Below are 17163 nucleotides of genomic sequence, written 5' to 3'. Positions count from 1 at the left end.
AACCGCCGGGCGTTTTCGTTTGCGGTCGAGCACCAGCAGGCACCCGCGAACCGTGTGAGAAGTCCCGGCGTGACCAGTGGTTTGGCAAATGGCCATCAGTCGGCGGTATGCTAGCCGGGATCAAGAGGAGTATCGATGAGTAAAGTGAATGTGCTGGTCGTGGATGATGCCCCGTTCATCCGCGACCTGGTAAGGAAGTGCCTGCGCAATGCCTTCCCCGGCATGGTGATCGAGGACGCGGTCAACGGTCGCAAGGCCATGGCCATGCTGAGCAAGGAACGTTTCGACCTGGTCCTGTGCGACTGGGAAATGCCGGAGATGTCCGGCCTCGAACTGCTGACCTGGTGCCGTCAGCAGGAAGAGATGAAGACCATGCAGTTCATCATGGTGACCAGCCGTGGCGACAAGGAGAACGTGATCCAGGCCATCCAGGCCGGCGTTTCCGACTTCGTCGGCAAGCCGTTCACCAACGAGCAGTTGCTGACCAAGGTGAAGAAGTCGCTGACCAAGATCGGCAAGCTCGACAGCCTGATGTCCAGCGCGCCGGCGCGGGTCAACTCGGCGTTTGCCAACGATTCGCTCAGTGCCCTGACCGGTGGTCGTCCGGAGGCGGCCAAGGTGAACGCGCCCGTCGCCGCGCCCGTGGCAGCGGCGGCCAAGCCTCTGATCAACGCCCCCACGCCGAAGACTGCCGCTGCGGCGGCCCAGGCTGGTCGTGGCCAGGGCCAACTGCGTCTGTCCAGTGGCACCCAGCCGTGCATGATCAAGGCCCTGAGCCTCAAGGAAGCCCTGCTGGTGGTGCGCCGCGGTACCAACCTGCCACAGGTGCTCGAAGGCGCGGTGCTGGACCTGGAGCAAGGCGAGAATGCCGAAACGGCGCGCCTGAACGGCTACCTGCACGCCATTGCGGCGCTGGAGCCCAAGCCTGAGAGCGACTGGCTGCAACTGACCTTCAAGTTCGTCGACCAGGATGCGCAGAAACTCGACTACCTGTCGCGGCTAATCGCCCGCGGCACGGCGCAGAAGCACTTCACGCCTGGCGCCTGATGGCCGCTTGAGCACCGCGTCGGAGCGGATGTAGTGGGAGCGGGCTAGTCCCCTCCCACGTTACATTTCCGGCATCCCGACCAACTGTCATATCCCTCTCAAATCCGGCTGCTAGGCTTCGACAGAACGCAACTGTCAAAAAGCCACCATCATGCCGCCCTCCCGACTGCTGCTGTTCTGTGCCTTGCTCACGGCCTCGGCGTCGAGCCTGGGCATGACCATCTACAAGACCACCGATACCTATGGCGTGGTTTCCTATTCCGACCGACCCAGCGTGGGCGCCAAGGTTTTCGTGTTCCGCGAACCCATGGTCGAGCGCCTGGACGGCCAGGTGCGGCTGAAGACCGAGGATTTCGCCGGTGGCGTGCGTTTTGTCGCGCGCAACGAGCTGTTCGTGCCGATGGAAGTTGAACTGCGTGTGGAGCGCCTGGCCAATGCCCAGGGCGGTAACGCCCCGCGCATCGTCCGGCGCCTGGTGCCGCCACGCTCGAACCTGATCCTCAGCGTGGTACAGGCTCGCCAAGGGGCTCGCCTCAAGTACGACACCAAGTTCCGCTACGCCATGGGCGACCCGGGCCAGCGCCCGCAGGGCTACCGTTATCCGTTCCCCTGGAAGGGCGGGCCGTTCCGCCTGAGCCAGGGCCCCAACGGCCGTTTCAGCCACTTCGGGCCCAAGGGCCGCTACGCCATGGATATCGCCATGCCCGAAGGCACGCCGATCATCGCGGCACGCGGTGGAGTGGTGGTGAAGATCGAGAACAACCAGAGCGGGCGGGGCAACAATCCGGCGGGCAATTTCGTCAGGATCCTGCACCCGGACGGCACCATGGGCGTTTACCTGCACCTGATGCGCGGCTCGGTGGTGGTAGGCGAGGGGCAGCGGGTTGCCCAGGGGCAGCCATTGGCCAAATCGGGCAACACCGGCAACAGCAGCGGGCCGCACCTGCATTTCGTGGTGCAGCGCAATGTGGGGCTGGCGCTTGAGTCGATCCCGTATCAGTTCGACCGGCCGATTGGCGGGTTGCCGGACTTTACCGCAGGGAATCCATGACGCATCTCGAGGCAAGCCCGCACCCACGGATGTAGGCGCGGGCTCTCGGGTCAATCGAGCTTGAGCACCTTGGCCAGCACGATCTTCGGCCCTTTCATCTTCTTGATGATGATGCGCAGGCCTTCGACCTCCAGCACTTCCTCTTCCTCGGGGACGCGCTTGAGGGTCTCGTAGACCAGACCGGCCAGGGTTTCCGCCTCGATATGATCAAGATCGACGCCCAGCAGGCGCTCTACCTTGAACAGCGGCGTATCACCGCGCACCAGCAACTTGCCTGGCTGGTAGGCGAGGATGCCGCGCTCGGTCTTGCGGTGTTCGTCCTGGATATCGCCCACCAGCACTTCCAGCACGTCTTCCATGGTCAGGTAGCCGATCACCTTGCCGTCGGCTTCCTCGACCAGCACGAAGTGCGCGCCACCCTTGCGGAACTGCTCCAGCAGCTGGGCCAGCGGCATGTGCCGGGACACCCGCTCCAGTGGGCGGGCGAGGTCTGCAAGGTCGATGGTTTGCGGCAAGTGGTCGAGCTCTGCGAGCTCCAGCAGCAGGTCCTTGATGTGCAGCAGGCCGGTGAATTCCTCGCGCTCGGCGTCATACACCGGGTAGCGGCTGAACTTGTGACGGCGCAGCAGAGCGAGGATTTCCTTCAGCGGCGCATGGGCATCAATGCTGACCATGTCCTCGCGGGAGTTGGCCCAGTCGACCACCTCCAGCTCGCCCATCTCCACCGCCGAGGCCAGCACGCGCATGCCCTGGTCGCTTGGATCCTGGCCACGGCTGGAGTGCAGGATCAGCTTGAGCTCCTCGCGGCTGTAGTGATGCTCGTGGTGCGGCCCTGGCTCGCCTTGGCCGGCGATGCGCAGGATGGTGTTGGCGCTGGCGTTGAGCAGGTAGATCGCCGGGTACATCGCCCAGTAGAACAGGTACAACGGCACGGCGGTCCACAGCGACAGCAGCTCGGGCTTGCGGATCGCCCACGACTTGGGGGCCAGCTCGCCGACCACGATGTGCAGGTAGGAGATCACGAAGAAGGCGACGAAGAACGAGATCGCCTTGATCAGCTCCGGGCTGTCCACGCCGACATAGGCCAGCAGCGGCTCGAGCAGGTGGGCGAACGCCGGCTCGCCGACCCAGCCCAGGCCCAGGGAGGCGAGGGTGATGCCCAGCTGGCAGGCCGAGAGATAGGCGTCGAGCTGGTTGTGCACCTTGCGCAGGATGCTGCCACGCCAGCCATGCAGCTCGGCGATGGATTCGACGCGGGTGGAGCGCAGCTTGACCATGGCGAACTCGGCGGCCACGAAGAAGCCGTTGAGCAGCACCAGGAACAAGGCAAAGAGAATCATGCCGAAGTCGGCGAACAACGAGGTGAGGCTGATACCAGGGGAAGGGTCCATGATGGGGTTTTACGGGGTCCGTCTGCTGAAAAGTAAGAAAAAAAGTGCCAGCGTTTGCTGGCACAGGGGATCCAATGTAGCGGCTGAGGCTGCAAAAGCAAAGGGCCGCTTCGCGCCCCATCGCCGGCAAGCCGGCTCCCACAAGGGCCGCATCTTTCCTGTGGGAGCCGGCTTGCCGGCGATGGGGCGCGAAGCGGCCCTCGGATCTCAGCCCTTGTTCACGACCAACTGCGCCGGCGCAAAGTGGCAGGTAAAGGTGCTGCCATGCCCCGGCACGCTGCTGATTTCCAGGCGTGCGCGATGGCGCATCAGCACGTGCTTGACTATCGCCAGGCCCAGCCCGGTGCCGCCGGTGTTGGAGGCGCGGCTGGAGTCGACGCGGTAGAAGCGTTCGGTCAGGCGTGGCAGGTGCTTGGCCTCGATACCGACCCCCGAGTCCTGCACGCTGAGGTGCGCGCCCTGGTCGTCGGCCCACCAGCGAATGCGGATATTGCCCTCATCCTGGGTGTACTTGACCGCGTTGAACACCAGATTGGAGAACGCGCTGCGCAGTTCCGACTCGCTGCCCTTGAGGCGTATGCCAGGCGTTGCCTCCAGGCTGATCCGCTGGTTGCGCGGTCCGGACAGGGCCTGGGCGTCGTTCTTGATGGCGGTGAGCAGGGTGTCGACCAGCACCGGCTGGTTGTCCGAGGGATAGTCGGTGGCTTCGAGCTTGGCCAACAGCAACAGGTCGTTGAGCAGGGTCTGCATGCGTGAGCCTTGCGCGCTCATCTGCTGCAAGGCACGGCTCCAGCGTGGGTTCACGTCCTCGACGTTGTCCAGCAGCGTCTCCAGGTAGCCGGTGATCACCGTCAGCGGCGTGCGCAGCTCGTGGGAGACGTTGGCGACGAAGTCCTTGCGCATCTGTTCCAGCTGGTGGATGCGGGTCACGTCGCGCACCAGCATCAGGTGCTCGTTGTTGCCGTAGCGGGTAAGGTGCAGTTGCACACGCAGGCGGTCGTTGATCGGCGACGGGATCTCCAGTGGTTCGGCGTAGTTCTCCGACTCGAAGTACTCCTTGAAGCGCGGGTGGCGCACCAGGTTGGTCACCGGCTGGCCGCCGTCCTGCGGGGTCTTGAAGCCCAGCAGGGTCTCGGCGGCGCGGTTCCACCACTCCAGGTTGCCGTCGCTGTCGAGCATGATCACCGCATCGCGCAGCGCGGCGGTGGACTCCTGGACCCGGTCGATCACTGCCTGCAGGCGGCCCCGCACGCGCTGGTCGCGGCGCTGCAGGTGATAGATGCTGTCGAACACTTCGCCCCACAGGCCGTAGCCATCGGGTGGCGCCTCATCGGGTTGATGATTGCGTAGCCAGTCGTGCAGGCGCAGCAACTGCTTCAGTGTCCAGCCCAGGTAGAAGGCCAGGCCGATGGCCAGGCTCCAGCCATAGTACCCGCTGACCAGCCCGCCGATCAGGCAGACGGTGATCAGCAGGAGCATGTGGCGAATCAGGGTCGCGTGCCAGTTCTGGTTCAATTGACAGTCCTTGTACAGCGGGCGCTGGGGCTTCGATCAGCTTTTGGTCGAGAAGCGATAGCCAGTGCCGCGGACGGTTTGTACCAGATTTTCGTAGGCTTCACCCAGTGCCTTGCGCAGGCGGCGGATGTGCACGTCGACGGTGCGCTCCTCGACATAGACGTTGCCGCCCCAGACCTGGTCGAGCAACTGGCCGCGGGTGTAGGCACGCTCCTGGTGAGTCATGAAGAACTGCAGCAGGCGGTACTCGGTGGGGCCCATCTCGGCCGGCTTGCCGTCGATGGTCACGCGGTGGCTGATCGGGTCGAGCAGCAGGCCACCGACTTCGATCGGCGCTTCGCTGTCGCTTGGGCCGGTGCGGCGCAGCACGGCCTTGAGGCGCGCCACCAGTTCACGGGGCGAGAACGGCTTGGTGATGTAGTCGTCGGCGCCGACTTCCAGGCCCTGGATCTTGTTGTCCTCTTCACCTTTGGCGGTGAGCATGATGATCGGGATGTCGCCGGTCAGCTCGTCGCGCTTGAGGCGGCGGGCCAGTTCGATGCCGGAGGTGCCCGGCAGCATCCAGTCGAGCAGGATCAGGTCCGGCTTGCGGTCGACGATGATGGCGTGGGCCTGTTGCGAGTTCTCGGCCTCGAGGCAGTCATAGCCGGCCATTTCCAATGCAACGGCGATCATCTCGCGGATAGGCGCTTCGTCGTCGACGATCAGAATGTTTCTGCCAACCATGCTCAATTACCTCTCCCAGGAACGATGTCTTGGCCCGCATTAGATAACGGAATTATTGCAGCTGTGTGACAGGGCGTGGGCGGTTCTGGCGACATTGCGTGACTGGACTAGGCTACAAGGGGCCGCGAGGGCGGCCGCGAACATTCAATCCACCCCTGAAACAATGGTGATTCCAATGACACGACATACGCTGAGCTGGATGGCCCTTTGCGCTGCGCTGGCAGTGCCGGGGGTGGCGTCGGCTCATCACGCCATGGAGAAGGATGGCATGTGGGTCGACCACGATGGCATGACGCTGTACACCTTTGACAAGGACGCTGGTGGCAAGTCCATGTGCAATGGCGAGTGCGCCAAGAATTGGCCGCCGTTGATGGTGAAGAAGGACGACGAGGCGCCGAAGGACAAGTGGACTCACGTCACCCGCGACGATGGCTCGATGCAGTGGGCCTATGACGGCAAGCCGCTGTACACCTTCGTCAAGGACAAGAAGGCCGGAGAGACCACCGGTGATGGCATGAAGGATGTCTGGCACGTCGCCAAGCCTTGATGCACCAGGCGTGGGAGCGCCGCACCGCCGCTCCCACCATTGGCCTGCACAATCTCAGCGCAGCGCGTAGTCCAGCACCACACCAATGAAGATCAACAGCCCCGCCCAGTGGTTGTGCAGGAACGCCTTGAAGCACGACTCGCGGTCCAGCTTGCGCGTCGACCAGAACTCCCAGGCGAAGCATACCGCCGCCGCCAGCAGCCCCAGGTGGAACCAACCGCCCAGCTCGAAGCGGTTGCCCGCCAGGAGCAGGCAGCCCAGCGACAGCAGCTGCAGGCTCAGGATGATCACCCGGTCGGCCTCGCCGAACAGGATGGCGGTGGATTTCACGCCGATCTTCAGGTCGTCGTCACGGTCGACCATGGCGTAGTAGGTGTCATACCCCACGGTCCACAGCAGGTTGGCGATGTACAGCAGCCAGGCGCTGGCCGGCAGCTCGCCACCCGCGGCGGTGAAAGCCATCGGGATACCCCAGGAATACGCCGCGCCCAGCACCACCTGCGGGTAGTAGGTGTAGCGCTTCATGAACGGGTAGCAGAAGGCCAGGGCGACCGCGCCGAACGACAGCCACACCGTGGTGGCGTTGGTGCACAGCACCAGCAGGAAGCTCACTCCCACCAGCAGGGCGAACAGCACCAGCGCTTCGCGGGGCTTCACCCGGCCGCTGGCCAGTGGCCGGTCGGCGGTGCGCTTCACGTGGCCGTCCACCTTGCGGTCGGCGAAATCGTTGATGCAGCAGCCGGCAGCACGCATCAGCACCACGCCGAGGCCGAAGATCAGCACGTTGGCCAGGGTCGGCGAGCCGTTGCCGGCAATCCACACCGCCGACAGCGTCGGCCACAGCAGCAGGTAGATGCCGATGGGGCGGTCCATGCGGCTCAGCTGGATGAAGTCCCAGGCGCGCGGGTGCAGGCGGTTGAGCGATTTGAGCATTTGCAGGTACATCAGCGGTTTTCCTCCTTGGCCGCGTGCCACAGGGCGGGCAAGAACACCTCGGCCACCAGCAGGTCGAGGCCGGCGCGCTCGAAGCGCGAGCGCCGTCCCCACAGCCCGGCGCTGGCGACCTCGGCGGGCAGCCAGTCCTGTGGATAACTGCACACTTCGATAGGGTGGCGGACGAACGCCTGGTCGCAGAACAGTAGCTCGCCCAGCGAGCGGCTGCCCAGGGTCTCCAGGTCGAGCCCCCCGCGCTCCAGCGCTGTGCGGCTGGCGACGCTGCGGGCGAATACCCACGGCTGGCCATGGCCGCGCAGGTAGACCTCGCGCACCCAGCCCTGCGCGCCAGGCCGCAGGCCCAACGCGGCGCATTCATCGTCACGCAGTGGCTGCCAGCCCTCGAACAAAGGGGTGACGCTGAAGTGGTCATGGGAAAGACCGGTCAGGCGACGGGTCAGGGAGCCTTCGTCGAACAGCCAGTCCAGGGTCGGCTGGTCGGGCAGGGGCGCCAGTTGCGGATACGCCAGCCACGCGACAGCGGCTGCTTGCGGGGTTTCGTACGGCACGTCGGTATGCTTGATACAGGCCAGAGAGGCGGCGAGCTTAGCATGATTGCCGTCCTGGCTTGCATACTGCCAGCAGGCCCAGTACAAAAGCCGACCAGAGATTGCACGGTGGTCACTTGCAGGCGCGGGCGTACCCCGCGACCCGGCCACCAGCTGCAACGCACCAATAAGCCTGACCGAGGAACAGCACCCGATGAAGAAGTGGCAATGTATTGTCTGTGGCCTGATCTACGACGAAGCCGACGGCTGGCCGGACGACGGCATCGCCCCCGGCACCCGCTGGGAAGACGTGCCGGAAGACTGGCTGTGCCCTGATTGCGGCGTAGGCAAGAGTGACTTCGAAATGATCGCCATTGGCTGATCGCAACCCTGGCTTGAACAAGGAACGCACGACATGACGTCCCCCGTGGTGATCATTGGTACCGGCCTTGCCGGCTATAACCTGGCGCGAGAGTTTCGCAAGCTGGACGGCGACACGCCGCTGCTGCTGATCACCGCCGACGACGGTCGCTCCTACTCCAAGCCGATGCTGTCCACCGGCTTTGCCAAGCAGAAGGACGCCGACGGCCTGTGCATGGCCGAACCGGGCGCCATGGCCGAGCAGCTCAAGGCCGAGATCCGCACCCACACCCGCATCAGCGGCATCGACCCCGGCCACAAGCGCCTGTGGATCGGCGAGGAAGCGGTGGAGTACCGCGACCTGGTACTGGCCTGGGGCGCGCAGACTGTGCAAGTACCCGTGGAAGGCGATGCGGGCGAGTTGGTCTTCCCGATCAACGACCTTGAGGACTACGCACGTTTTCGTGTCGCTGCCGCAGGCAAGCAACGGGTGCTGATCCTCGGCGCCGGCCTGATCGGCTGCGAATTCGCCAACGACCTCACCTTGGGTGGCCTGCAGTGCGAGGTCGTGGCGCCGTGCGAGCAGGTAATGCCGACCTTGCTGCACCCGGCGGCAGCCGCCGCCGTACAGGCAGGCCTGGAAGGGTTGGGGGTGCGTTTCCATCTCGGCCCGGTGCTGACCCGCCTGCAACGTTCGGGGGCGGCTGTGGAGGCGCACCTGTCCGACGGCAATGTCATCCCTTGCGACCTGGTGGTGTCTGCGATCGGCCTGCGACCGCGTACCGACCTGGCGGCGGCAGCGGGTCTGCAGGTCAACCGCGGGGTGGTGGTGGATCGCCAGCTGCGTACTTCTCACGCCAACATCTTCGCCCTGGGCGACTGCGCCGAGGTCGATGGCATCAACCTGCTGTACGTCATGCCCTTGATGACCTGCGCCCGCGCCTTGGCCCAGACCTTGGCCGGCAACCCGACTGCAGTGGCCTATGGCCCGATGCCGGTCACCGTGAAGACGCCGGCCTGCCCGCTGGTGGTGTCCCCGGTGCCGGCAGGCCACGAGGGCACCTGGGTGGTGGAAGGTAGCGGTGGCGACCTGAAAGTGCTCTGCCATGGCGCCGATGGCCAGTTGCTGGGCTACGCCCTGACCGGCGGCGCGGTCATGGAGAAACTGGCGTTGAATCGCCAGTTGCCACCCTTGATGGCGTAAATAGCGGGTGTTCTGTCGGAATTATCCTGTTCTTGCCGCGACAATGGCCGCCCAGATACTGGCGCGGCCCCGGTCGGCGTGCCATCCTCACTGGCGTCTGCCGCAGCCTAGAGCCTGCGGTGCCTTGAACGCTGCTCCCTTCGGCAGCACGGCATAACAACAAGAAATCCCGTCAAAGAGGCTTCACTATGCGTAAACCAGAACTCGCCGCCGTCATCGCCGAAAAGGCCGATCTGACCAAGGAAAAGGCCAACCAGGTCCTCAACGCGATTCTCGACAGCATCACCGGCGCACTCGACAAGGACACCGTCACCCTGGTCGGCTTCGGCACCTTCGAAAAACGCCACCGCGGCGCTCGCACCGGCAAGAACCCGCAAACTGGCGAGCCGGTCAAGATCAAGGCCAGCAACACTGTCGCCTTCAAGCCGGGCAAGGGCCTGCGTGACAGCGTCAACGCACCGGCCAAGCCTGCCAAGAAAAAGTGATCGACAAGCCATCGAGACGGGCGCCTTGAGGCGCCCGTTGTGTTTCTGGTAAGCAAATGCGGCGAACTTGCATAAACAGGGCGATAAACGGATAAACTGCGCGACTCAGTCATTTTTCAATCGAGGCGCGTTGATGAAGTTTCGTTTTCTTCTCTGGGCCATGGGCTTGCTGATGGCCAAGGCCAGCCGCAACAACCCGGCGTTCCAGCAGCAGCTGCAGGACAAGGACCTGGTCTTCCAGATGCAGACGCTCGACGGCAAGGTTGCCCGGCACTTCATCGTCAAGGACCTGCGCATCAGCAGCAAGGGCGGCCTGCACCCGCAGCCGGCGTTCGCCATTGCCTTCAAGGATGCCGCGTATGGCTTTGCCACGCTGCAGGCCGGTAACAAGCAGCTGGCGTTCATGCAGGGGATTCAGGAGAAGAACATCCAGATCAAGGGCAATCCGGCGCTGGTGATCTGGTTCCAGGGCTTGATGAAGTACCTGAAACCGAAGAAGAAAGTGTAGGAGCGGCTTTAGCCGCGATGCAGGCACCGCGGTTTCTGGCACCCGCTTCGCGGGTGAAGCCGCTCCTACGGGGCGGCCTTAATGCGAATGCGGCGCGTGGAACTGCGACGCCAGCTCGCGTAGCAATGCCTCGGCCTCCAGCACCTTGTTCACCACCTCTTCGGCCTTGTCCCGGGTCAGCCCCAGGCGCTCGAGCAGGGCATCCGGGATCTCGTCCTTCGGCCCCGAGCCGATCCCCCGGGCGCGCAGCAGGCGCGTCGCCAGGCACACCAGGTTGGGGAACGCCGCATAATCGCCGTCGTACGCCGGATCGTGCTGGAAGCGTAGGGCTGTGGACAGTTCATCGGGCATGTCCCACAGCTTCATCAGCCAGGCACCGATCTGTTCACGGCTGATCCCCAGCAAGTGCTGCTCCACATAGCTGTGGCACAGGTGCGGGTTGACCTCCAGATGACGGCAGATCAGCGAGAAATGCGGGGGGAAGACGTGGGCCAGCAGCAGGTAGCCGAAGTTGTGCAGCAGCCCGGCCAGGTAGGTAAGGCCTGCTTCCGGGCGTTCGGCGCGCGGCATGGCACGGGTCAGGCCCTCGATCACGGCAGCGGTATAGATCGACTGCTGCCAATACGGCGTGGCCTGCTGCGGGTGGTCCTTGGGCAGGCTCAGGGTTTTGCCCAGGGCCAGGCCCAAGGCCAGGTTGATCACCAGGTCGAAGCCCAGTACCCGCACGATGGCGTCTTCCACCGAGCGGATCTTGCCGGGTGACGCGTAGTAGGGCGATGCCGCCCAGCTGACGACCTGCGCAGCCAGGGCCGGGTCGGTTTCGACCACGCCGGTGATGTCGTCGATGCTGGCATTGGGGTCGACACGCAGCTTGATGATCTTCTGCGCGGTGTCGGCCAGCGGCGGAATCTCGATGGTCTGCTCCAGGCGTTGCTGGATGCGCCGGGCGGTGAAGGCCTGGACTGCGCGGATGACTTCCTTGGGAGGGCCGTCCAACTGATCGAAACTGAGGCGAATATCGTTGATCGGCTGGCCGAAGGTGCTGGCGCTGGCCTTGATCAGCATCTTCTTGAAAGCCGTCCGGCCGATTTCCAGGAGCAGCCCGGCTTCACCGGACTGGATCAGCAGGGTTTCGTTGTCGAGCAGGCTCTTTTCGTACTGGCACGGCGAGCTGGTCAGCGCGGGAATGGCGGGCAGGGCCTTGAGGTGATGCTTGTCGAGCATCTGCTTCAAGCGCTCCAGCGGCACGGCCTTGAGCTTGCGTCCGGTCAGTTCCTCGAGGCGCTTGAGGTCCAGCAACTGGCTTTGCGGGAACAGCACCATCAAGGCACCGATCTCGTCATCGAGCAGCACGGCCTGTACGCGCGAGTTGGCCGGCAGCCCCGGGTGCTCGGGCACCTCGCGGAAGCTGACGCCGAGCTTTTCGAGCAACAGCCGGATGACAGACGGTGCGTGTAGGGTTGCGGTATCCAGGGCAACTTCAGTCATGGCCTGTATCCAATCATTTCTGTAAACGCGAAGTATAACCAGCCTGGCCGCCAAGCTGGATCCATTATGGGACGGGCGTCACACCTGGCCATATTGTTGGCCGTGGCGCAACCAGCGGTCGAGTAGCGGGCTGACGTGGTCGGGCCAGCGTGCCAGCAGGGCCTGGGCGGCATCGCGCACGGCCGGCAACAGGTCGGCATCGCGCATCAGGTCGGCGACCTTGAACTGTAGCAGGCCGGTCTGGCGGGTCCCGAGCATCTCGCCGGGGCCACGCAACTCCAGGTCTTTCTCTGCTATGACGAAACCATCGTTGGTTTCGCGCATGATACCCAGGCGTTCGCGGCCGATCTGCGACAGTGGCGGGTGGTAGAGCAGCACACAATGGCTTGCCGCGCTGCCCCTGCCGACCCGGCCGCGCAACTGGTGCAGCTGGGCCAGGCCCAGGCGCTCGGGGTTTTCGATGATCATCAGGCTGGCATTGGGTACGTCGACGCCGACCTCGATCACCGTGGTGGCGACCAGCAGCTGCAGCTCGCCGGCCTTGAACTCAGCCATCACCGCCGCTTTTTCCGCAGGCTTCATGCGCCCGTGGATCAGCCCCACGCGCAGCTCGCCCAGGGCGCTGCCCAGCTCTTCGAAGGTGCTCTCGGCGGCCTGGCACGTCAGCTCCTCGGATTCCTCGATCAAGGTGCACACCCAGTAGGCCTGACGACCTTCGGCACAGGCGGCGCGGACCCGCTCGACCACCTCGAAACGACGGCTGTCGGCGACCAGCACGGTGTTCACCGGTGTACGACCGGGCGGCAATTCGTCGAGGACCGAGGTGTCCAGGTCGGCGTAGGCGCTCATGGCCAGGGTGCGTGGGATCGGGGTGGCGGTCATGATCAACTGGTGCGGGCACAGCTGGCCCATGACGCCTTTCTTGCGCAGGGCCAGGCGCTGCTGCACGCCGAAACGATGTTGTTCGTCGATGATCGCCAGGGCCAGGTGCTTGAACTGTACCTCGTCCTGGAACAGCGCATGGGTACCGACCACCATCGGCGCGCCATTGGCGATCTGCTCCAGGGCGCTGGCGCGGGCCTTGCCCTTGAGCTTGCCGGCCAGCCAGGCGACTTCGATACCCAGCGGCTCGAGCCAGCGTTTGAAGGTGATGAAATGCTGCTCGGCGAGGATCTCGGTGGGGGCCATCAGCGCCACCTGGTAACCGGCCTCCAGGGCCTGCAGCGCCGCCAGGGCAGCGACCACGGTCTTGCCGGCGCCCACGTCACCCTGTACCAGGCGCATCATTGGTTCGGGTTGGCTGAGGTCGTAGGCGATCTCGTTGCCGACGCGCTGCTGGGCCCCGGTTGGGTTGAAGCCGAGGTTGGCCAGGTATTGCGCTGGCAGGCGGGTGGCCTTGGGCAGTACCGGCGCACGCAGGCTGCGCTGGCTTTCCCGCAGGCGCTGCTGGGAGAGCTGATGGGTCAGCAATTCCTCGAAGGCCAGACGGTGCTGGGCCCAGTGATGGCCCTCGGCAAGCTCGTCCAGATCGGCATCGGCCGGCGGGTTGTGCAGGTAGCGGATGGCATCGCTCAATGGCGCCAGCTGGTAGTCGCGGGCCAGTTGGTCGGGCAGCCAGTCCGGCAGGCTGCGCGGGCCGAGCAGACCCAGGCTCTGCTGGCACAGCAGGCGCAGGCGTTGCTGGGTGAGGCCTTCGGTGGTCGGGTAGATCGGCGTCAGCGTCTGTTCGACCGGCGGCGGTGCTTCGTCGCCGTTCAGCGCCCGGTATTCCGGGTGGTAGATCTCCAGCCCCGAGGCGCCGGGGCGCGCTTCGCCATAGCAACGCAGGTGGGTACCACGCTTGAGGCCTTCCTTCTGCGCATTGCTGAAATGGTAGAAGCGCAGGCTCAGCGTGCCGCTGCCATCGCCCAGGCGCACCACGAGACTGCGCCGCTTGCCCATGGTCACGTCAGCGCCGCTGACCACACCTTCGATCACCGCGTCCTGGCCGGGACGCAGCTGGCCGATGGGCACCACACGGGTGCGGTCCTGGTAGCGCAACGGCAGGTGGAACAGCATGTCCTGCAGGTTCTCCAGGCCGACCTTGGCGAGTTTTTCTGCCATGGCTTCACCAACACCCTTGAGCGTGGTGACCGGGACGTTCGACAGCTCGGTCATGGGCTCAGGCCGGTTGTTCCACGGGTGGCTTGGCCACCGAGCAGAGACGGATCGAGTCGGCGAGGATCTCGATGGCCTTCGGCCGCGGGAAGCTGGCGCGCCAGGCGATGGCCACGGTGCGGAACGGCGCGGGCGCGGTCAGCGGGCGAACTTCGATGACGCCCGGCGCGTAATGATGGCTGTGCACCGCCGACAGCGGCAGGATCGAGACGCCCAGGCCGGAAGCGACCATGTGGCGGATGGTTTCCAGCGAGCTGGACTCGACCGTGGTGTGCTTGGAGGCCTCGCCGCCCTTGTTCAAGGTAGGGCAGGCTTCCAGCACCTGGTCGCGGAAACAATGCCCCTCGCCCAGCAGCAGCAGGCTCTTGTCGTTGAGCATGGCGGTGTCGATGGTGTCCTTGGCGGTCCACGGGTGGTCGGCCGGCATCAGCGCACAGAACGGTTCGTCGTACAACGGCAGGGTCAGCACGTCGGCCTCGTTGAACGGCAGGGCGATGATCACCGCGTCCAGTTCGCCATTGCGCAGCTTCTCGCGCAGCACGTGGGTGAAGTTCTCTTCGATGTACAGCGGCATCTGCGGCGCCACGCGGTGCAGTTGCGGGATCAGGTGCGGGAAGAGATAGGGGCCGACGGTGTAGATGGCGCCGACCTTGAGCGGGGCAGTCAGCTGGTTCTTGCCGGCCTGGGCCAGTTCGCGGATGCCCTGGGCCTGTTCCAGCACCTTCTGCGCCTGGGCGACGATGCTCTCGCCGACTGGCGTGAGGCGCACCGCGCTCTTGCTGCGCTCGAAGATCAGCACGCCGAGTTCGTCCTCGAGCTTCTTCACGCCCACCGAAAGGGTCGGCTGGCTGACGTGGCAACGCTCGGCCGCGTGGCCGAAGTGCTGCTCTTGCGCGAGGGTGACGATGTAGCGAAGTTCGGTGAGGGTCATAACGTGCGTCCATGAAGTTGCGGCCCCAGCATAGCGGCTGCAATCGATAGACGCACGTTATCAGACTTGCCGTTTTGTGACAGAAACAAAAACGTCAGCGTCGGTCCAGCGAGTAGACGAACGGCGCAACCACTTCGATCGTGCCATTGTTCAGCAACTCCGCCGGAGGCTTGGGTACCGTGCCGGCACGGCGGATCATCTCCAGCGTGGCCCGGTCCAGCGCCGCGCTACCCGAACCACCGGCCAGCGTGTACGACACCACCTTGCCTTCGGCGTCGACCACGAAGCGAAGGCGGTTGATGCCCTGCAACCCACGGCGGCGAGCGTCCTCGGGGTACTTCTTGTACTTGGCCAGGTGGCGCAGCAGGTCACTCTGCCAGCTCGGCAGGGCATTGCTGTTGGACGCGATGCTTGGCTGCGGCGCCGCCGACTTCTGCGGTGGCGTGTTGCTGGGCGGTGTATCCGCCACATCGTCCTTGGCCGGCGGTTCGTCCTTCGGCGGCTCCAGTTTTTTCTCAGGCTTGGGCGGCTGTGGCTTGGCCTTGGGCTTGGGTGGCTTGGGGATGGCGATCTTCGGCTTCGGCGCCTCTGCCAGCTTGGGCAACGGCGGCTCCTCGATCGGCGTCGGCGGTTTCGGGGCGGCCTTGGGCGGTGGCGGTGGCGCGGGCTCTGGCAGCGGTGCCAGCTCGACCATCATCGCTGCCGGCGGCAACTCGAGGGCCTGGGGCACCGACCAGTTGAGCGTCAGCAGCACGGCGACCGCGTGCACACCCAGCACGATCGCCAGGCTGCCACCGTAGCGCGCCATGTTTGAGCGCGTTTTCGTCATTTCTTGGCTGCCGTCTCGAGTCCGACCAGGCCGACCTTGAGGTAGCCGGCGGCGCGCATGGTGTTCATCACTTCCATCAGGTCGCCGTAGTCGACGCCCTTGTCAGCCTGGAAGAAGATGGTGGTTTCCTTGTCGCCCTTGGTCTTGGCGTCGAGCATGGCGCCAAGCTGGTCGCGCTGGGCCACCTCGTCGTCGCCGAGGTAGAGCTTCTTGTCGGCCTTGACGCTGACGAACACCGGCTTCTCGGGCCTCGGCGCCGGCTTGGCGGTCGAGGCGGGCAGGTCGACCTTGATGTCGACCGTGGCCAAGGGTGCCGCGACCATGAAGATGATCAACAGCACCAGCATCACGTCGATGAACGGCGTGACGTTGATTTCGTGGTTCTCGGCGAGGTCGTCGCCACCTTCGTTGAGATGCAGGCCCATGGTTTACCCCACTTTCACCATGTGCGGGGCGGCGCGTTCGCCACCCTGGTGGTCCAGATCACGGCTGACCAGCAGCAGTACCTGGGCGGAGGCGTCGGACACCTGTGCCTTGTAGCCGGCGATGGAGCGGGCGAAGACGTTGTAGATGACCACGGCCGGGATCGCGGCAACCAGGCCCAGGGCGGTGGCCAGCAGGGCTTCGGCGATGCCTGGGGCGACTACTGCGAGGTTGGTGGTCTGGGTCTTGGCGATACCGATGAAGCTGTTCATGATGCCCCACACGGTACCGAACAGACCGACGAACGGGGCGGTGGAGCCGATGGTGGCCAGCACGCCGGTGCCGCTGCTCATGGTGCGACCGCTGGCGGCCACCAGACGCTCGAGGCGGAAGCTGACGCGTTCCTTGATGCCTTCCTTCTCGCGAGCGTTGGCCGACAGGCGCATCTCTTCGAGGGCGTCATGCACCAGGGTGTGGGCCAGGGTGCCTTCCTTGTTCGACACCTCGCTGGCCTCTTTCAGGCTCACCGAGCGTTTCAGGGCGGCGATCTCGCCACGCAGGCGGCGCTTGGCGCCCATCAGCTCGAAGCCTTTGGCGATCCAGATGGTCCAGGTGATGATCGAGGCGATGGCCAGGCCGATCATCACGGCCTTCACCACCACGTCGGCGTTCTTGTACATGCCCCATGGGGACAGGTCGTGGGCCATGCCCAGCGAGGTGTCTTCGACCATCGCCTGCACGTTCTCGTCGGCCGGTGCCTGGCCATCCACTGGGGCGTTGACGTCGGCAGGCGCGTCGGTTGGCGCGGCTACCGGTGCCTGGCCTTCGGCGGCTGGCGCGGCCGGGGCGCTGGCGGCTGCCGGTGCGGCGGCAGTGGCGGCGGGCTCATCGGCCATGGCCACGGGGGCCAGTACCAGGCTGAACATCAGCGCGGCAATGGCGCGCCAGGCGCGCGACGGGGTTGGCGAAGCGGAAGGTTGAGTACGTGTCATGCTGGCCGGACCTGATGAAGAGAAATGG

The 17163-nt window shown here is 64.9% G+C and carries 18 protein-coding genes; 7 read left to right on the top strand and 11 right to left on the bottom strand.

All coding sequences use genetic code 11. From position 1 onward, the window contains the following. Window positions 1-135: 135 nt before the first annotated feature. Together AAHK21_RS13215 and AAHK21_RS13210 are read left to right on the top strand one after the other, a co-directional pair. On the top strand, window positions 136-1047 hold the full coding sequence (locus tag AAHK21_RS13215; RefSeq protein ID WP_046857607.1) for a response regulator: 912 nt from the start codon (window positions 136-138) through the stop codon (window positions 1045-1047). 151 nt (window positions 1048-1198) lie between these two features. Then, a complete protein-coding gene (locus tag AAHK21_RS13210; protein ID WP_023630538.1) occupies window positions 1199-2098 on the top strand; it encodes a peptidoglycan DD-metalloendopeptidase family protein in 900 nt (299 codons plus the stop codon). Between the two features lie 50 nt (window positions 2099-2148). Here AAHK21_RS13210 and AAHK21_RS13205 read toward each other — a convergent pair whose 3' ends face one another. The 3 genes from AAHK21_RS13205 to phoB all read right to left on the bottom strand — a co-directional run bounded on the left by AAHK21_RS13205 (window position 2149) and on the right by phoB (window position 5730). Then, window positions 2149-3489 (bottom strand): hemolysin family protein, encoded by a 1341-nt coding sequence (locus AAHK21_RS13205; RefSeq protein WP_046857605.1) that lies wholly within the window; start codon window positions 3487-3489, stop codon window positions 2149-2151. A gap of 207 nt (window positions 3490-3696) precedes the next feature. After that, window positions 3697-4968: a phosphate regulon sensor histidine kinase PhoR gene (phoR, locus tag AAHK21_RS13200; protein ID WP_250888473.1), complete on the bottom strand. Its 1272-nt coding sequence runs from the start codon at window positions 4966-4968 to the stop codon at window positions 3697-3699. A gap of 72 nt (window positions 4969-5040) precedes the next feature. After that, on the bottom strand, window positions 5041-5730 hold the full coding sequence (phoB, locus tag AAHK21_RS13195) for a phosphate regulon transcriptional regulator PhoB (RefSeq protein ID WP_003253341.1): 690 nt from the start codon (window positions 5728-5730) through the stop codon (window positions 5041-5043). 175 nt (window positions 5731-5905) lie between these two features. On the opposite strand from phoB, the gene AAHK21_RS13190 reads away from it, so the two are divergent. Beyond that, window positions 5906-6277, top strand: a complete 372-nt coding sequence (locus AAHK21_RS13190; RefSeq protein ID WP_102684594.1) for a hypothetical protein — start codon at window positions 5906-5908, stop codon at window positions 6275-6277. A 54-nt stretch (window positions 6278-6331) separates the two neighbouring features. Here the strand turns inward: AAHK21_RS13190 and ubiA are convergent, their stop codons facing one another. Then, window positions 6332-7222, bottom strand: a complete 891-nt coding sequence (ubiA, locus tag AAHK21_RS13185; RefSeq protein ID WP_367857462.1) for a 4-hydroxybenzoate octaprenyltransferase — start codon at window positions 7220-7222, stop codon at window positions 6332-6334. Further along, window positions 7222-7779 (bottom strand): chorismate lyase, encoded by a 558-nt coding sequence (locus tag AAHK21_RS13180; RefSeq protein WP_367857461.1) that lies wholly within the window; start codon window positions 7777-7779, stop codon window positions 7222-7224. The genes ubiA and AAHK21_RS13180 overlap by 1 nt, the downstream gene beginning before the upstream one ends. Before the next feature lie 193 nt (window positions 7780-7972). Between AAHK21_RS13180 and AAHK21_RS13175 the strand changes: the two genes are divergently transcribed. The 4 genes from AAHK21_RS13175 to AAHK21_RS13160 all read left to right on the top strand — a co-directional run bounded on the left by AAHK21_RS13175 (window position 7973) and on the right by AAHK21_RS13160 (window position 10315). After that, window positions 7973-8140, top strand: a complete 168-nt coding sequence (locus AAHK21_RS13175) for a rubredoxin (protein WP_023532601.1) — start codon at window positions 7973-7975, stop codon at window positions 8138-8140. A gap of 33 nt (window positions 8141-8173) precedes the next feature. Then, complete coding sequence (locus AAHK21_RS13170; protein WP_367857460.1) at window positions 8174-9322, top strand: NAD(P)/FAD-dependent oxidoreductase; 1149 nt, start codon at window positions 8174-8176, stop codon at window positions 9320-9322. A gap of 188 nt (window positions 9323-9510) precedes the next feature. Continuing rightward, window positions 9511-9807 carry an HU family DNA-binding protein gene (locus AAHK21_RS13165; protein WP_046857600.1) on the top strand — a complete coding sequence of 99 codons (297 nt, stop codon included), beginning with the start codon at window positions 9511-9513 and terminating at the stop codon, window positions 9805-9807. A gap of 133 nt (window positions 9808-9940) precedes the next feature. Continuing rightward, entirely contained in the window at window positions 9941-10315 is a 375-nt protein-coding gene (locus AAHK21_RS13160) for a hypothetical protein (RefSeq protein ID WP_023631265.1), read from the top strand. Between the two features lie 78 nt (window positions 10316-10393). Here the strand turns inward: AAHK21_RS13160 and AAHK21_RS13155 are convergent, their stop codons facing one another. The 6 genes from AAHK21_RS13155 to exbB all read right to left on the bottom strand — a co-directional run bounded on the left by AAHK21_RS13155 (window position 10394) and on the right by exbB (window position 17135). Next, complete coding sequence (locus tag AAHK21_RS13155; protein ID WP_046857599.1) at window positions 10394-11803, bottom strand: aminoacyl-tRNA deacylase and HDOD domain-containing protein; 1410 nt, start codon at window positions 11801-11803, stop codon at window positions 10394-10396. 78 nt (window positions 11804-11881) lie between these two features. Beyond that, on the bottom strand, window positions 11882-13960 hold the full coding sequence (recG, locus tag AAHK21_RS13150) for an ATP-dependent DNA helicase RecG (protein ID WP_367857459.1): 2079 nt from the start codon (window positions 13958-13960) through the stop codon (window positions 11882-11884). Between the two features lie 4 nt (window positions 13961-13964). Then, the gene (locus AAHK21_RS13145; RefSeq protein WP_102684588.1) at window positions 13965-14891 is read right to left on the bottom strand and encodes a hydrogen peroxide-inducible genes activator; all 927 of its coding nucleotides are present in this window, start codon (window positions 14889-14891) and stop codon (window positions 13965-13967) included. Window positions 14892-14985: 94 nt separating this feature from the next. Then, window positions 14986-15720 carry an energy transducer TonB gene (locus AAHK21_RS13140; RefSeq protein ID WP_046857596.1) on the bottom strand — a complete coding sequence of 245 codons (735 nt, stop codon included), beginning with the start codon at window positions 15718-15720 and terminating at the stop codon, window positions 14986-14988. Continuing rightward, a complete protein-coding gene (gene exbD, locus AAHK21_RS13135; protein WP_023632733.1) occupies window positions 15717-16145 on the bottom strand; it encodes a TonB system transport protein ExbD in 429 nt (142 codons plus the stop codon). Before exbD ends, AAHK21_RS13140 begins: the two co-directional genes overlap by 4 nt. 3 nt (window positions 16146-16148) lie before the next feature. Next, entirely contained in the window at window positions 16149-17135 is a 987-nt protein-coding gene (gene exbB / locus AAHK21_RS13130; protein WP_367857458.1) for a tonB-system energizer ExbB, read from the bottom strand. Window positions 17136-17163 lie beyond the last annotated feature (28 nt).

The organism is Pseudomonas sp. TE50-2 (genome assembly GCF_040813665.1).
Classification (GTDB): domain Bacteria; phylum Pseudomonadota; class Gammaproteobacteria; order Pseudomonadales; family Pseudomonadaceae; genus Aquipseudomonas; species Aquipseudomonas soli.
The sequence above is the reverse complement of the archived record's forward strand: the minus strand, read 5'-3'. Positions and strand labels throughout refer to the sequence as shown.

Coding starts and splice junctions, on each gene's coding strand:
- exbD (WP_023632733.1), bottom strand. CDS start 16,145: ATGGGCCTGCATCTCAACGAAGGTGGCGACGACCTCGCCGAGAACCAC.
- exbB (WP_367857458.1), bottom strand. CDS start 17,135: ATGACACGTACTCAACCTTCCGCTTCGCCAACCCCGTCGCGCGCCTGG.
- AAHK21_RS13205 (WP_046857605.1), bottom strand. CDS start 3,489: ATGGACCCTTCCCCTGGTATCAGCCTCACCTCGTTGTTCGCCGACTTC.
- AAHK21_RS13190 (WP_102684594.1), top strand. CDS start 5,906: ATGACACGACATACGCTGAGCTGGATGGCCCTTTGCGCTGCGCTGGCA.
- recG (WP_367857459.1), bottom strand. CDS start 13,960: ATGACCGAGCTGTCGAACGTCCCGGTCACCACGCTCAAGGGTGTTGGT.
- phoB (WP_003253341.1), bottom strand. CDS start 5,730: ATGGTTGGCAGAAACATTCTGATCGTCGACGACGAAGCGCCTATCCGC.
- AAHK21_RS13175 (WP_023532601.1), top strand. CDS start 7,973: ATGAAGAAGTGGCAATGTATTGTCTGTGGCCTGATCTACGACGAAGCC.
- AAHK21_RS13165 (WP_046857600.1), top strand. CDS start 9,511: ATGCGTAAACCAGAACTCGCCGCCGTCATCGCCGAAAAGGCCGATCTG.
- AAHK21_RS13160 (WP_023631265.1), top strand. CDS start 9,941: ATGAAGTTTCGTTTTCTTCTCTGGGCCATGGGCTTGCTGATGGCCAAG.
- AAHK21_RS13155 (WP_046857599.1), bottom strand. CDS start 11,803: ATGACTGAAGTTGCCCTGGATACCGCAACCCTACACGCACCGTCTGTC.
- AAHK21_RS13215 (WP_046857607.1), top strand. CDS start 136: ATGAGTAAAGTGAATGTGCTGGTCGTGGATGATGCCCCGTTCATCCGC.
- AAHK21_RS13145 (WP_102684588.1), bottom strand. CDS start 14,891: ATGACCCTCACCGAACTTCGCTACATCGTCACCCTCGCGCAAGAGCAG.
- ubiA (WP_367857462.1), bottom strand. CDS start 7,222: ATGTACCTGCAAATGCTCAAATCGCTCAACCGCCTGCACCCGCGCGCC.
- AAHK21_RS13170 (WP_367857460.1), top strand. CDS start 8,174: ATGACGTCCCCCGTGGTGATCATTGGTACCGGCCTTGCCGGCTATAAC.
- AAHK21_RS13140 (WP_046857596.1), bottom strand. CDS start 15,720: ATGACGAAAACGCGCTCAAACATGGCGCGCTACGGTGGCAGCCTGGCG.
- AAHK21_RS13210 (WP_023630538.1), top strand. CDS start 1,199: ATGCCGCCCTCCCGACTGCTGCTGTTCTGTGCCTTGCTCACGGCCTCG.
- phoR (WP_250888473.1), bottom strand. CDS start 4,968: ATGCTCCTGCTGATCACCGTCTGCCTGATCGGCGGGCTGGTCAGCGGG.